Origin of the sequence: Psychrosphaera aquimarina (assembly GCF_032461525.1) — a bacterium.
GTDB classification, from domain to species: Bacteria; Pseudomonadota; Gammaproteobacteria; order Enterobacterales; family Alteromonadaceae; genus Psychrosphaera; species Psychrosphaera aquimarina.
Genome location: NZ_JAWCUA010000003.1, coordinates 611,641 through 627,454, shown reverse-complemented (window position 1 = coordinate 627,454; position 15,814 = coordinate 611,641). Strand labels below are relative to the sequence as shown.

Below are 15,814 nucleotides of genomic sequence, written 5' to 3'. Positions count from 1 at the left end.
CGAATAAGGCAATTAGTTTGCATATTTTTATCCGTATCAGCATCACATCCATTCTGCTAGCTTGGTTAATAACCGGGTGCCAACCTAAAACTTCCGACTGGGCTGCGCAATATCCACATACTCAAAATGGGTCTTTTGCTGCAAGCGTGTCAAGTTCGGGTAATTACGCAGTGGTGTCATCCTTATATCATGGTGTTTCATTATGGGATTTGAATTCTAATGGCGCTATCTACAATTGGTATCAAACGCCAAAAGACCAGCCGTTTTCTTTGTTTAATGATGGCGATACCAATGCGCAAGCAGACAACAACTTTGTCTTTGCAACAGCCATAGCTCATGATGACAGCCATGCTGTATTAGCAGACAAAACTAACTTCTCACTGTGGGATATTAAAACGGGCCAAAACCAAGGTTATTGGCAAGTTAGGCAATCGAAGGTCGTATACCGTACCAAAACGATTAACGGAGCGACCAAACAATTAAGCATTTATGATGTTGTTGATGAAAATAAATGCCTAAATCCTTCTTCAGAAAAAAATGAACACTGTGTCGTAGTGGGCAATATCAGAGCCATCGATGTGTCAAACGAAGGCAAACATATATTAATTGGTAAAAGTAATGGTGTGGTTGTCCATATCAATACAACGACTGGTCGACGATTAGAATTTTTGGGTCACCAACAAGTGTTATTTGATGATGAACAAAAACCTTTCCATATAAATAATGCTATTAACAGTGTGGCTTTATCGCCAAATGGTTTATACGCGCTATCAGGTTCGAGTGATCAATCCGCCTATTTGTGGAGTACCAAAACCGGACAAGTTATTTACAAGTTCCAACACCATAATCGAGTGGTGCAAGTGGCGCTTGATGCACAAGCTAGATTAGCTTTTACTGCAGATACAGGCAGCCAAGCAAGCATTTGGGACTTAACAACCGGTAACTTGGTCTCTCAGTTGCAATATGTGAATCGCCAGGAGGTATTTTCTTTTGCTCGTTTTAGTCACAATGGTAAAATGTTGGTCACCGGTGCACCAACACGAAAACTCTCGCTGTGGGATGTACAAACCGGCAAACAAATAAAGGAATGGTTGGTTTCTCCAAGAAAAAATAGTCGTCCCGCCAGCGCAGTAGTGTATAGTGCCGCGTTCATCAATAACGACACCCAAATAACCAGCGAAAGTTCCTCTGGTTTAAACGAAGTATGGGATATTAAATAATGACTGATAACGCCATAGATAAACTAGTTATAAGACTAGAAGAGTTAGAAAATAAATTGGCATTTCAAGATGACACCATTGATCAACTGAATGAAGAGATCACGACATTAAATTTAAAACAAGCCATGTTCAAACGCCAAATAGAATTATTGGCAGAAAAAGTAAGCTCTAATAAAAGCTCTAACTTAGCGGATGAATCTGAAGAAACACCTCCCCCACATTACTAAAATTAATCGACGGTTAATCTTAAGTAATATGGCGTAAACACCGAGTTATTCGTCCGGTGTAAATACGCCAATTACTTGTTCAAATTGACGAGTTGCGCCCTGTACTGCACCTTCTGGTTGCACCATCTGATGTTTGCACTTAACACATTCCACCTTTTCAACATTATTCTCAAAGAACAAGACCATCGTATCCATTGCATTGCATTTTGGGCAGGTTGCCCCAGAAATAAATCGTCGTTTGCTTTTAGTCACGTTTCCCCACAAATTATTAAACTAAGTTAGAAATGGTTATATGCGGCTATTTAACCAATTTTTACGGTAGATTACACGCCTTATTCCTTGTGTTTTTTGTGTGTGACGATACTATTCTGGGCATAGTAATTATCCCTCAACTTATAAGTCTTCTAATTCATGTTACAAATATCCCAGTTAAATTTACAACTCGGTAACAAGGTTTTATTTACAAACGCAAACGCGACTATTTATCCGGGACATAAAATAGGGATTATAGGCGCAAATGGTTGCGGGAAATCTACATTATTTTCAGTGATCCGTGGTGAATTAGGCAGTGACAATGGCGATGTTAATTATCCAAAAAATTGGCAGTTAGCTTGGGTAAAACAAGAAACACCAAATGTGGATATGTCTGCTATTGAATACGTTATTGATGGCGACGTTAAATACCGTCAATTACAAGCCCAATTAAAAATTGCTGAAGAGAATAACGACGGTAATCAAATAGGTCATTTACATAACGAGTTAGAAAACATTAATGCCTATACCATTCATGCCCGTGCAGGTGAGTTGTTAAATGGTCTTGGTTTTGATGCCCTAGCACAACAAAAGCCAGTCACTAGTTTTTCTGGTGGTTGGCGTATGCGACTTAACTTAGCCCAAGCGCTTATGATAGACAGTGACTGCTTACTTCTTGATGAACCAACTAACCACTTGGATTTAGATGCAGTTATCTGGTTGGAAAAATGGCTTAAGCGTTATTCTGGCACTATGTTATTAATCTCACACGATAGAGATTTTATCGACAATATTTGCCAAGGGATTTTGCATGTTGAGCAACAGTCGTTAAACAGTTACACAGGTAACTATTCCAATTTTGAACGTCAACGTTCTGAAAAACTATCTCAGCAGCAAGCTACTTTTGAAAAGCAACAAGCTGAGATCAAACATATTCAATCCTTTATCGACCGTTTCAAAGCTCAAGCGACAAAAGCCAAACAAGCACAAAGTCGAGTGAAAATGTTGGAGCGAATGGAAGTCATAGCGCCGGCCCATATAGATTCACAGTTTCATTTTGAATTTCCACCAGCCAAACAGCTACCAAATCCAATCATGAAGATGGAGAAGGTCAGTGCCGGATATGGTGATACCACCATATTAAGCGATATTCATTTAAATTTAGTACCGGGAAGCCGTATTGGGTTGTTAGGACGAAATGGCGCGGGTAAATCGACTTTTATTAAAACTATCGCGTTATCGCAACCACCTATTTCAGGCGAATTAGAACATTCCAAACACCTTAAACTTGGTTACTTTTCTCAACATCAGTTAGACCGATTACACCCTGGTCAAACTCCAGTGCAACATTTAACAATGTTAAATCCTGCCATGACAGAACAGGAAGCTAGAAATTTCTTAGGTGGCTTTGGCTTTAATGGCGATCAAGCGTTAGATAAAATTGACCAATTCTCAGGGGGTGAAAAAGCACGTTTAGTATTGGCATTAATCATCTTTGAAAAACCAAACCTGTTATTACTAGATGAGCCTACCAATCACTTAGACATAGAAATGCGCCAAGCCTTAACCCTTGCATTACAAGGCTTTGAAGGTGCCATGATATTAATATCTCATGACCGTCACTTATTAAAGTCAAGTTGTGATGAATTGTACTTAGTCGACAATGGTTGTGTACAGCCGTTTGATGGCGATTTAGAAGATTACCATGCGTGGTTACTCACCGAGGCGTTAAAAGAAGCCGCGGCTAGTCAGCCAACGGAATCAAAAGAACATTCGGCAACCGCCAAAAAAGAACAAAAGCGACTTGAAGCTGAATTAAGAAAAAAATATCTCCACTTAAGAAGCAGACGGATAAATTAGAAAAACAACAAGAAAAGCTAGAAACTCGTTTACAAGAGATTGAAAGCTTAATGGCAGATACAGAGTTATATACAGACAAAAATAAACCACAGTTAAATAAATTATTAACGGAACAAGCTAGTATCAAATCTGAGCTTGAAACGATTGAGCTTGAGTGGTTTGAATTTGAAGAACAGATTGAATTGATACGAAGTGAATTTAGCACTAATTAACAATAGGTTAGGGCTACAATAATAAATCGACTTAACAAAAACAAGGAATCATGATGAAATTTCCATTTGGTATACTGATCATAGCTTCATTATTGTCGGCATGTAACCACACTCAAGAAACCACGAGTGCATATTCATTAAAAAGTGGCGGTGAAATGCCAAGCTCGCAACAAGGTTTAAATGTAAAACACGCCGATTTAGGTTTTACCATAAAACCTGATCAACAAATCATTGATGGCGTAACCACATTAACCTTGATGACCACGACTCCTCGTAAATCATTTTCTGTTGACTTAGATCGTGTTTTCCACATTTCAGAAGTCTTAGTAAACGGTCAAGTTCTTGCCCCTGAGTTATATTCAAACCCAGATGGTATGTTACTGGTTAAACAAGCCGTATCTGGTGAATTTACAGTAACCATCAAATATAACGGTCAACCTAGAGTGCCAGTTAGAGCGCCTTGGGATGGCGGACTTATGTGGGAAAAAACCCCAAATGGTGCAGACTGGATAGCCACCGCCGTTCAAGGTGAAGGTTGTGACTTATTTTGGCCTTGTATCGATCATCCTAGTGGTGAACCAACTAAAGTAGATTTACACATAAATGTTCCTAAACCTTTAGTTGCAGCAAGTAACGGTGTTTTGCTTAACGTGACTGACGAAGGCGCAACGAGAACCTATCATTGGCAAACAAAATCGTTGCACAACACATATGGCATTGCCCTGAATATTGCCCCTTACGAATTATTAGAAACTAAATTCACCAGTGTGTACGGCAATACCTTAGATATCCAATTTTTCCATTTACCTGAACGTACTGAAAAAGCCAAAATTTTGTTTGCTGAAATACCAGAGATGATCAACTTTTTTGAACGTATGATAGGTCCATACCCATTTGGCCAAGAAAAAGTAGGCATAGCTGAAACGCCACACCTAGGTATGGAACACCAAACTATCAACGCTTATGGTAATGAATATAAAAAAGACCAATTTGGTTACGACTGGTTAATGCAGCACGAGTTTGCCCATGAATGGTTTGGTAATCAGTTAACTAATGATGATTGGGACCACATGTGGTTACACGAAGGCTTTGGTAGTTATATGCAACCATTGTTTGCTCAATACTTACATGGTGATTTAGCCTACAAAGCTAATTTAGCTAAACAACGGACAGGCATCGTAAGTAAAAGTCCTTTGGTATCTAATCAAGTGCGTGAAGTCGAACAAGTTTATCAACACGATACTGGCCCAGGTGGCGACATTTATACTAAAGGGTCATGGGTATTACACACGCTTAGATACTTAATTGGTGATGATGCCTTTTTCAAAGCAACTAAACAGTTAGTGTACGGAACGACTGATCCACAGCCGGGTAACTTCACCCCTGTATTTAAAAATAGTGCCGACTTTGTAAACATAGTGAACACTATTACAGGAAAAGATATGTCTTGGTTTTTTGATGTTTACCTATACCAAGCCGACCTTCCAAAGTTAGTTGTGGATAGAAAAGACGACGCAATCACTGTGCAGTGGGAAATAGAAAACAATAAACCTTTCCATATGCCTGTAGAACTTTCCATTAACGGTAAAATAACCACGTTAGACCTGACTAAACCGGTCACGTTAGCTATCAATAAAATGGATGTGGTTATTCTGGATCCAAATAGCAAAATTTTGAAATATGACCAACACATTGTTGATTTTCAAAACTTTAGAAAGGAACAATCAGCTAAGAAGTAACAATTCATCTACAGCTGAATTATGATCAATAGGGTTTACACCATAGCGGTAAACCCTTTTAATCCCGAAACATTAACAAGCCAATTTTGAATCGCCGGATATTGGGTTAAATCAAACCCACCTTCATGGGCAACATGAGTATAAGCATACAAACATACATCTGCAGCCGTCGCCTGAGCGCCAGTTAAAAAGCGATTGTGTTGTAATGTCACTTCCATGGTCTTTAATGCTTTATGTCCACCAACTTGTTTCGCTAAATACTCTTGTTTTTTATCTTCTGGCAAACCTAAATACTTATTAATAAACCGAGCCACTGCAATAAAAGGCTCGTGGCTGTATTGTTCGAAGAATTGCCACTGCTGTACTTTGGCTAACTCATAAGGGGTATCAGGTAAATATTCTGAACCAAAAGCTAAATAATTAATAATGGCATTAGACTCAGACAAACATCGGCCATCATCCAATTCCAACAAAGGAATTTTACCTAACGGATTTTTTGCCAAAAACTCTGCATTATTAGTATCACCGGCCAAAATATCTATATCTATCCACTGATACTGTAAGCCCAACAGATCACACATCAATTGTACTTTATAACAATTCCCCGATTGACGATCTCCGTATATTTTCACTAGTACCTTACCCCTGAATTCTTTATTATCATTACATGAATACAATTACTTTATCTTCGTTTTGGCAGTTTAGCCTAACACTTTATAAAAACGATTTAGTGCAATCGACACTATTACATTTTCAAAATGAATATACTGCCAATGTGAATTTAGCGCTGTTATGTGCCATGTTAAATAAACATCAGGTGTCTTTATCCAAATCACAGTTAATCAGTTTGCATCAAAGCATTACAGATTTCTCGGCACAATATACTCAGCCACTTAGAGCATTACGCCAAACCTATAAAAACAATAAAGATGAGATCCAACAATATGCACAGTTAAGAGCAAAGTTATTAGAAGCCGAATTATTATTGGAACAACAGGAACAAGCGCTGTTAATTTCACAACTGAACAAAATCAACGTGGTTGAAAAACAACAATCGGACAATTTAACCTTGTATCAAAGTTTGGTTGTTCAGCCCAACAAGCCTTCCCTTGCGATGAAATTATCTGATCTAAATCAATTTTTACTTTAGTTAAAGGAACCCCCGCTGAAATTCTTGATCTGGATCATATCTACGCTCTACTAACCAATTACACTTCCCTTAACAGATAAACAACACAATTATATTTTAAGGGGAACATTATGTTCAGAGACTTTTTTAGTGATCCAGTATTGTATTTAAGCTTTGGTATTTTAAGTTTAACTATCTTATTAGGTATTTTTTATACTTGGTATTTCATCTCTCACGTGGTGAATGCTAAAGGTGAAGAGTAATACTAACAAACACTTACCTAAATATTAAAAACACCCTAGAACATCTAATGTCAGGGTGCTTTTTTGTTTCATCAATTATCTTAAATTAAAAAGAAAACCGTTAAATCGCATATTAAAAATTTACAGCCAAAAAGATACAATGTATCATCACGTTACTTTTTCTAAATGATTGTATTTAACCAGAATATGTCTAGCCAATTGATGAACATCTTCAAGATCGTATTAATCAGTGTTTTATTAAACACTGCTTTTGTGCAATCTGAACATCAATTAACTCATATCAGTCAAAATCATACACTTGAGCAATGTGATATCTGTTCACACTCAAGTTCTTTTGACGACATTATTCTGCCTACAACTTATTCCTTTGAAGAATTTAATGATAACAACCTAGTTATCAAGCCAGAGTTTTTAGTCGCAAAACAAACTCAAGTTACCATTCTGCACGCGCGTGCTCCCCCTTATACCGCCTAATATCCATTACTTTTTTAACAGTAGATCGATTTCGATCTGATTGAGTTGAGCTCGTATATTTTTTAAGCCCAACTTATGCCCAGTATTTTAATTTTCACGTTTTAGGCGAACATCATGTTTAAGCAAGTTTGCGCTTTTTTAGCGCTTATTATCGTATTACCAATTTATGCTTCACAGAGTTTAACCGGTGTGGTTTATTCAAAAAATAAACACGCTAAATTAATTCCAATCGCAAATGCAAAAGTACAATTGCATGGCCATAATCATTCAGAATTAACCGACGAAGCAGGTCGTTTTGTTATTGAACTCGACACAAAACAATCTGCTCATGCTGACATTATTCCACATACCTACGAACTGCATATAAGCGCTAATGGTTTCCAACATAAAAATCTGTTGCTCAACGAACAAAAAATTAATGAAGGGGATTTAGAGATCCTTATGGCAACCAGCGTAATTGAGCAACTTGATGTTTATGCATCACCTTTGCACTCTTCTACAATCGAGTCTGCTTCCGCCATATCAGTGATCTCAGACGAAGAGTTACGCAACAAACATTCGTCAACCTTAGGTGATACGTTAAAGTCAGAGCTTGGCGTCCATTCAAGTTACTTTGGACCGGTTAGCTCAAGCCCTATTCTTCGTGGACTTGATGGTCCAAGAGTTATGATCACCCAAAATGGTTTAGATGTATCAGACGCGTCACGAGTTGGGCCAGATCACGTAGTGTCTACTGAAACGTCAACCGTTAAACAAATTGAAATTTTACGCGGGCCTGCAACCTTATTATTTGGTAATGGTGCAATTGGTGGCGTGATCAATGTGGTTGATAATAGAGTGCCAACCAATACAGATTTTGAAGCCGACTACCAGGTGTCTCATAATACCGTTGCCAATGAAAACGAATTAAGCGTCAACCTAACTAAAGGGTTTGATAATGTTGCCGTTCACTTTGATGCCTTCGCTCGCTCAAGCGACGATTATAAAATCCCTGGAGAGGCGGAATCAGAAGATGCTCATGACGATGAAGAGCATGAAGAAGGTCATGAAGAAGAAAGCAGTGGCGTACTTGCAAACACAGCAGCGGATGCCGATGGCTTTAATATAGGCGCTAGTTACTTATTCGACTCTGGTTATATTGGCATTTCATTTGGTCAATTAAATCGTCTATACGGAATACCGGGTCACGCTCATGAAGAACATGAAGAAGAAGCTCATGACGAGGATGAACATGAAGAAGAATCTCATGAAGAAGAGTTAGTTCAAGGTGATATGCAGCAAAACCGAGTACAGATTTTGAGTGAATTTGAATTTGATCATTCTTTTATCACCGCATTACAAACAAAAGTAGGTTTTACCGATTATAAACATGCAGAGCTAGAAAATGGTGTTATTGGTACTCAATTCAAAAACAAAACAAGTCAAATAAAGTCTGATCTGATTTTTGCTGAAATGGCAGGATGGCATGGTGCACTGTCTTTTGAATATAAAAAATCTGATTTTTCCGCTCAAGGTGATGAAGCATTTACACCAGCTTCCAGTGTAGAAAATACCTCAGTAGCTTTATTAGAAGAAAGACATCTTGGCTCAGTATTATTGCAATTAGGTGCTCGTGTTGAGTCTATTAGCTTAACCGGTGAGCCTATCGATGTTAATTACAGTGCATTAACTGACGAGCAGTTAGAAAGCGTACCAAGTAGTGACAACCATATTTTTGATTTCACTCCAATCAGCTTATCTAGCGGAATCGTATGGGACTTTACTCCTGGTTATAACTTAGGTGTTTCATTAACACGTTCTGAACGAGCGCCAAGCGCGAGTGAGTTACTTTCTCTTGGTCCTCATATTGGCACAAGCAGCTTTGAAGTAGGTTCTGTATACACCATAGAACATGACGGTGATCATCATGAGTTAACATTATCAAGCCAAAAACCTGAACTTGAAACGGCGACCAATGCAGAGTTGACCTTACGTAAATTCAACGGTGACTTTGGTTTTATTGTGAATGTATTTTACAACACCATAGATAACTTTTATTACCAGAATGAAACTGGGTTATTATCGACTGAATTGTTTGAACACGACGAACATGAAGAACATGAAGAACATGAAGAACATGAAGAACATGAAGAACATGAAGAACATGAAGAACATGAAGAACATGATAGTGAATTACCGGTTTACATAACACAAACTAATAACGCTAAATTTTATGGCGTCGAAAGTCAGTTCAAATGGCAGGTTAACTCAGCATTAAAGTTAGTATTACAAGCAGATACAATTGTCGGCAAATTAACATCTGGTGAATACCTACCACGTATTCCACCACACCGCGTTGGCATTAATGTTAATTACCAAGGCGATAGCTGGGATTTAGGACTGCACAATATGTATTACTTTTCTCAAACTAAATTAGCGCCGCTAGAAACAGAAACCGATGGATATAATATGACCGATATCGACATGGCTTATTATTTCCAAATGGGCCAACAAGATATGACGGTATTTGCCAATATCAAAAATGTATTTGATGTGGAAGCACGAGTGCACAGTTCATATTTGAAAGACTTAACCTTATTACCAGCAAGAGCCTTTCATTTAGGTATTAGAGGTAAGTTCTAAATTTAGTTACAGGGTCGTTAATTGTGATAACCAATACTCTATTGGTTATCACTTTCCCTCGGTATTCATTTCTATGTTATTTGTTTCTACGAGCAAACCGACGTGACATTAGCAGAAGTATTAACAGGCTCTGTAAATACAGGTTAATTGCCAGCCCCAAAAATCCTTTATCTTTATCGCTTTGTTCTTCCACTGTGTCGTTTGTAAGGTCTATTTCAGTTGGTATTAAGCTCACTTCAACCGTTTTAGTCACTGTATTTTCACCGTCAGATACCGCCACGGAAACCGAGACGACTTGCTGCTCAGTTAACGCACCTAAAGTAACTTGAATTTCCGAACTTGTGGTATTAGTTGCCGTTAACGGTGATGGAATAGTCCATAAATAGGTTAAATCACTGTCATTGTCTTGGGCATTAACTGAGAAGGTAACGGATTCACCTTGATTAATCGTTGTCGGAATTTGACTGCTAATAATTTGTGGAATGTTATTCACCGCTAAAATTGTAATATTGACATCCGAATTGGAAATTTGTCCCAAGTCATTCTCAATTGAATAACTAAATTGATCCGTTCCTATATAATTAGCGTCAGGGGTATATTGCACCATCCCGTCGGTCACAATCACAGCTTGCCCATGTTGAGGTTCTGTCGTTATCGACAATGTGCTTTTAATTAAAGTACGCTCGGTACTGCTGCTGAATAATGTATTAACCTGCTTAATATTATTAACACTTGTCGTTAAGATCGCGTCTTCCGTCGATGCTAAATCATTAGCAAGTACGTTAATATTTAATGTGTCGTCTTTCGAACCCACGATATCATCGTCTTGGCTAAAGGAATCCGACGCTTGTTGGTTTACATCAACGTCTATCGTCAAGGTGCCAATCTTACCAAGTTTAACGCCTAGTTCATCACCAGTCGTTACTGGATTGATCCCATTGCCATCAAACCAATAAGTGCCACCTTGAGAGCCGACACTGTTCTCAGTACCTACAGAATAAAAACTTGGCTGTTCAGGTATATCTAAGTATCTAAACCACTTGTTTTCGCTATTCTGTTGTAAAATTAATTGAAAAGTAAACTCAAGATCCGCACGAGAAACGCCTAGATCAGCTGGGGTAATTTCATCATCCGTATACAGCTGTACTTTGTTCCATTGTAATACAAGATATTCAATGTCCGATGATTCGTAATAAGCCACAAACATTTCACCACCGCCTTCATCGTCTGGCTCTGTATGGTTTATTAAATTAAAGTCAGTCCAAAATGGCGCTATTATATTGTTGGGAACTGTCTCATCAGGAAATGACAAATTAAAATATAACTCGCTCTGATCTGGAACATCTTCCCCTGCAACAATAAGCCCATTATCATTCATCAACAACGTATTATAGCTCTGACCAAAATGTTTAAAATCAAACTCAATCTCATATAATACTTCGTCACACGCTTCAAGTTCACAAGCGATTGGTTTAACGCCATCGTTTGCTAAATTAACAGTAATAGGCGCAGGCTCGGCTGTAATTTCACTGATCCCTACGGCAACATCTGCTATCACAGAAAGTTGAGTTGCCAAGGCCTTAGTAACTTGATGACTATCATCCCCACTCACTACTAAACTATTGTCAACAAAACTGGCACCGCCTGAAATTGTAAGATCTACCTCTATTATTTCATCACTGGTGATATTGTTTGATAGTAAACTAATGGATTTTGTGGTTGAACTTACATTATCCAGAGTTAACTTTAATAATTCAGAACTGGTTTGCTGATTACTAATCGCTACCGCTTGGTTAATGACATTTCCCTGTCCATCGCGCCATTGTATACGACCAAAATACCAATCCTGTTCTAACCCTAATGGGGTATTAACGTTAAGAGAATAACTCGCATCCTTATTGGTTTCTGACAATGTCAATGTGCTCGGTACCACTTCACCTGTGATATTGGCATCATCAAATGCAACCGTCGCCGACCATGTAATAGTGTTATTACTTAACGAGATCAACTGATTAGTTACCGAGCAGTTAAGAACACAATATTTGGCTGCCATATTGGGTTTTTGGGCATAAGTGGTTGCTTGTAATGCATTAAACACATTCAATCGCCCAGCACCCGTTTCAAATGCGTTTGCGTTTTGTTCACCGGTCGTATTTTTTACCACCGCGTCAGAACTATTGATAAGAATGCTTTTAATTTCTAACGCATTTAATTCTGGTGAATGCTGCTTAAGTAATGCTGCCGCGCCGGCAACTGCTGGCGAGGCCATGCTAGTGCCATTTAATCTCGCATATTCCAAGTTAGGTGAAGAGGTATCTTCTGAAGAAGTTGCGGATAAAATACCAACCCCAGGCGCTGCTATATCTGGTTTTATAAAACTATCATCGCCATTGGGACCTAATGACGAAAAGTCGGCAACCCAGTCTTGCAAGTTGGGATCTGTAGAAACAACAAAAGAAGAACCTATATTTAATGTGATATCTGGCGTGCTGGTTAGTGTTTCTGTCAATTTGTTACCATCAGCTTGGCTTATTAAGATAGCAGGTAAGTCTGAATCTCCCATGGACATGGTAATATTCGCTTCGATTTCATTGTTTATAACAATCAGTGCGATAGCGCCTCTGGCTTTGGCTTTATCTGCTTTTTCTTCAAACAGACAAGTACCTCTGTTTACGATAGCAATTAAACCGTCCAAAACATTCGAATCCCAATCGTCACAACCTAAAGTATTATCACTTGGCGCCAAAAGCGCTCTGGCATTGATGTCGCTGTTAATGGCTCTATTATCACCGGGTGTGGCGTATAAGGTTTGATTTTCAAATGATACCGGTAATCCTGTAGAAAGATCTGTGGACGTGGCTGCTACCGTTATACCGGCTTCAACACAACCTGGGCAAGCTATTGATTTTTCACCAATGTCTTCACCTTCGTTACCCGCCGCATTCACGACAATAATCCCACTGGCCTCTAACTCTTCAAATAACTCTTTATATAAAGTGGAAGAGGGATGTTGTCCATTATTGCCACCCCATGAATTATTGATCACATTGGCCCCATCTTTTTTAGCATCTTCCAATGCAGAAAGAAGCTCTACATCGCTGCCTTCACCATCTTGGCCCCATAGAGCTTTATACACCATTAAGTAAGCACCAGGAGCAACCCCAGAGATAACATCACCATTAGGTGCCGTAACCTGACGTCCCGTTGCTATCCCGGCTACATGTGTTCCATGGCCAGACAAACCTTTAGGCGAGTCATATTCATCACTATTAGAAATATTAATAAAGTCAGGAACGTAATAACGAGCCACTATCAACTTATTATTACAAAAACTCGATTCACTGGTGCGACAATAGTCATCACTAGGTAACTCTGAAGTATTTGGCGCTGACATGCCAGAATCTGAAAACATAGGGTGAGTTTCAACTATTCCAGAATCTATAATGGCTATTTTTATGCCTTTTCCTGCATTTTCTCGTCCACCAAGCAACTGCCACGTTTCTTCAGCTTGAATGATAGGTAATAGGTTAGACATTTTGTTTTTATAACGTCTAACGGGGTAAACCGCTTTGACATTTTCTATCTTTTTTATTTGTTTAAGGGATAGAACTGTTGCAACGGCTACGCCGTTTAAGAGTGATGAATACTCACGTAACACCTTAGCGTCTTTGTGTTTGGCCTTGAGCGTTGACATAAATACGCTGCGTTTTTTTGCGAGTAGTTGTTTGTGATCTTTTAAAGAGCTTGTGACCGACGATTGACTTAATACTGAGACAGAACCTTGCTTTTGGTTTTTGCTACTCGCTATTAATCGAGATTTTCTCGCAAGGGAGTCATCATTAAATTGGACGATATATTGTTTAAACTGCTGTTTAACTTGGCTATGTTTAACCGCTTTGGCCGTTATAGGCTTGGCAATTAACTTGGCGGTGTCCGTGGCAAAACTCAATACACTAAATAAAAATGAAGTTGAGATAAACAGTAGGATTAATAATGATTTCATTTTAGGCTCTAAAAACTTAGTTAATTGAACTCTATCAAATTATTATCAGATAGAAAGCGAACAAGCATATTTTCTTAAGAATCTTGTTGCCTAAAACAATAAAAGCCAATGAAATCATTGGCTTTTATGCATAAATAAATTACAAATTTAATTAGCTAAGAATATTCATAAGGCCTAAATGTTGCGGCATCGTATATCGCCCACAAGTGGATAATTGCACCAAATACAGCTGGGAAAATTAAAAACCATAATGCATAACTTACGGTGACTAATGCAAAAATAAATATTGCCGGTAAAATTTTCCCTTGGATTAGCTGTCCTAAGCCTGGGAAAAATACATTACATAACGCGGCTAATACATTGCCTGTTGAACCTTGACCTGACATACACACCTCCAAAATTTAATATTAAAATCGTTTTGATAAACGACTAACTGGTGATTAAACCACTTTCACCATAGGCAATTTAACGGTTGCCGTTAAACCACCTTCTGCTCGATTTTTTAAAATCACTAGGCCATGATGAGTATCAACTATCTTTTTAATAATAGCTAAACCTAAACCACTGCCTTCACCCCCTCTAGCTAAGTCGCCTTGGTAAAAGGGTTCAAACAATTTGACCACGTCGTCTTCATCTATTCCGGGACCGCTGTCTGAAATTGAAAAATAAATCATGTTATTTATTTCATCAATCCCGGTCTCAACCACTATTTTATACTCTGAATACCTAAGTGCGTTCTCAATTAAGTTGGTGATCACTCGTTTGATCGCAGTAGGACGTATCATTTGACTCGTCATGTTTTCATCAAACACGAGCTCAAATTGTCTTTGTTTATTTTGTTGCTCTGAGTCCACAACATCTTTTACTAAAGAGTTTAGGTTAATCGGCTCTAATGCTTCTTCTTTATGATGACGAATAAAGGCAATGAATTGATCTATGATCATATTCATATCTTCAATATCATTAACAATGCCGTCTTTCAAATAGTCTTCATTTGGCCCCATCATTTCAGTAGCTAACCGAATTCGAGTCAAAGGCGTTCGTAAATCATGAGAAACACCAGCCATTAATAAGTTTCTATCCTTCTCAAGCTGTTTAATTCCGGCTGACATTTGGTTAAAGGCACGAGTTACAGCAACAATTTCCGTTGAGCCTCTTTCTTTCAGCTGGTCAGGAAAATCGCCTTGACCAACTTCTATAGCTGCACTTTCCAGTGCTTTTAGTGGGCGATTAAGTTGGCGAGCAAATGCCCAGCCTCCAGCCACACTTAAAATGCCAATTGCAATTAGATAAATAGTGAATGGAGAAAAGTTTTGTTCTTCAAAACCATCTAACGGCATTCTTACCCAATAATTTGGCGCTTGCGGCGGCTTTACCCAGAAAAAATAATCATGGCCCTGAGATATACGAACTTCCGTTTTACCTCCTAACTGTTTGGACATTTGAGTCGAAAAATAAGGATATAAATCGGCTTCTAACAAACCATTCTGTTCAGCTTGTTGTTCAGTGAACACTTTAATTTCGGTTGCTTGAATAAATTCTTCAGATAACTTTCTAGGTACTTTGATGCCTTGGGTATCGGCAATAAATAAAACCTTAACCTGTTTAGCTAATAAGTTATTTACTTGCTGATAACTTGGCTCAATAACATAAAATAAAACACTCACCAAAGAGACGATTTGATTAATCAATAACAGCGAACCAACTAAAAATACGGTTTGACCAAAAGAACTTCTAGGTAATAATTTCATAACTACTTCATTTGAATTTATTTAATGGCCAACTCAGATAAGTTGGTGCAGATAAAAAGTGC

The 15,814-nt window shown here is 38.3% G+C and carries 12 protein-coding genes and 1 pseudogene; 8 read left to right on the top strand and 5 right to left on the bottom strand.

Features of this window, described 5'->3' with window-relative positions:
- Positions 1 to 17 precede the first annotated feature (17 nt).
- Positions 18 to 1,220: a WD40 repeat domain-containing protein gene (locus RT723_RS06125; protein WP_315946288.1), complete on the top strand. Its 1,203-nt coding sequence runs from the start codon at positions 18 to 20 to the stop codon at positions 1,218 to 1,220.
- Positions 1,220 to 1,447: a SlyX family protein gene (locus RT723_RS06120; RefSeq protein WP_252731722.1), complete on the top strand. Its 228-nt coding sequence runs from the start codon at positions 1,220 to 1,222 to the stop codon at positions 1,445 to 1,447. The genes RT723_RS06125 and RT723_RS06120 overlap by 1 nt, the downstream gene beginning before the upstream one ends.
- Positions 1,448 to 1,492: 45 nt before the next feature.
- Here RT723_RS06120 and RT723_RS06115 read toward each other — a convergent pair whose 3' ends face one another.
- Positions 1,493 to 1,699, bottom strand: coding sequence for a YheV family putative zinc ribbon protein (locus RT723_RS06115; protein ID WP_216055077.1), 207 nt, complete (start codon positions 1,697 to 1,699; stop codon positions 1,493 to 1,495).
- A 159-nt stretch (positions 1,700 to 1,858) separates the two neighbouring features.
- Between RT723_RS06115 and RT723_RS06110 the strand changes: the two are divergent.
- Together RT723_RS06110 and RT723_RS06105 are read left to right on the top strand one after the other, a co-directional pair.
- A pseudogene (locus RT723_RS06110) lies at positions 1,859 to 3,771 on the top strand (ABC transporter ATP-binding protein).
- 53 nt (positions 3,772 to 3,824) lie between these two features.
- The gene (locus RT723_RS06105) at positions 3,825 to 5,510 is read left to right on the top strand and encodes a M1 family metallopeptidase (protein ID WP_315946287.1); all 1,686 of its coding nucleotides are present in this window, start codon (positions 3,825 to 3,827) and stop codon (positions 5,508 to 5,510) included.
- A 35-nt stretch (positions 5,511 to 5,545) separates the two neighbouring features.
- Here RT723_RS06105 and RT723_RS06100 read toward each other — a convergent pair whose 3' ends face one another.
- Complete coding sequence (locus tag RT723_RS06100; protein ID WP_216055080.1) at positions 5,546 to 6,142, bottom strand: glutathione S-transferase family protein; 597 nt, start codon at positions 6,140 to 6,142, stop codon at positions 5,546 to 5,548.
- Positions 6,143 to 6,177: 35 nt separating this feature from the next.
- Here RT723_RS06100 and RT723_RS06095 point away from each other — a divergent pair, with 35 nt between their 5' ends.
- From RT723_RS06095 to RT723_RS06080, 4 genes are all read left to right on the top strand, one after another.
- The gene (locus RT723_RS06095; RefSeq protein WP_216055081.1) at positions 6,178 to 6,660 is read left to right on the top strand and encodes a TIGR02444 family protein; all 483 of its coding nucleotides are present in this window, start codon (positions 6,178 to 6,180) and stop codon (positions 6,658 to 6,660) included.
- Between the two features lie 110 nt (positions 6,661 to 6,770).
- The gene (locus RT723_RS06090; RefSeq protein ID WP_315946286.1) at positions 6,771 to 6,902 is read left to right on the top strand and encodes a hypothetical protein; all 132 of its coding nucleotides are present in this window, start codon (positions 6,771 to 6,773) and stop codon (positions 6,900 to 6,902) included.
- A gap of 201 nt (positions 6,903 to 7,103) precedes the next feature.
- Entirely contained in the window at positions 7,104 to 7,376 is a 273-nt protein-coding gene (locus tag RT723_RS06085) for a hypothetical protein (RefSeq protein WP_216055082.1), read from the top strand.
- 114 nt (positions 7,377 to 7,490) lie between these two features.
- Positions 7,491 to 9,998: a TonB-dependent receptor gene (locus RT723_RS06080; RefSeq protein ID WP_315946285.1), complete on the top strand. Its 2,508-nt coding sequence runs from the start codon at positions 7,491 to 7,493 to the stop codon at positions 9,996 to 9,998.
- A gap of 76 nt (positions 9,999 to 10,074) precedes the next feature.
- Here the strand turns inward: RT723_RS06080 and RT723_RS06075 are convergent, their stop codons facing one another.
- The 3 genes from RT723_RS06075 to envZ all read right to left on the bottom strand — a co-directional run bounded on the left by RT723_RS06075 (position 10,075) and on the right by envZ (position 15,752).
- A complete protein-coding gene (locus RT723_RS06075) occupies positions 10,075 to 14,001 on the bottom strand; it encodes a S8 family serine peptidase (protein WP_315946284.1) in 3,927 nt (1,308 codons plus the stop codon).
- Between the two features lie 155 nt (positions 14,002 to 14,156).
- A complete protein-coding gene (locus RT723_RS06070; RefSeq protein ID WP_315946283.1) occupies positions 14,157 to 14,387 on the bottom strand; it encodes a hypothetical protein in 231 nt (76 codons plus the stop codon).
- 54 nt (positions 14,388 to 14,441) lie between these two features.
- Complete coding sequence (gene envZ, locus RT723_RS06065; RefSeq protein ID WP_315946282.1) at positions 14,442 to 15,752, bottom strand: two-component system sensor histidine kinase EnvZ; 1,311 nt, start codon at positions 15,750 to 15,752, stop codon at positions 14,442 to 14,444.
- Positions 15,753 to 15,814: the final 62 nt, after the last annotated feature.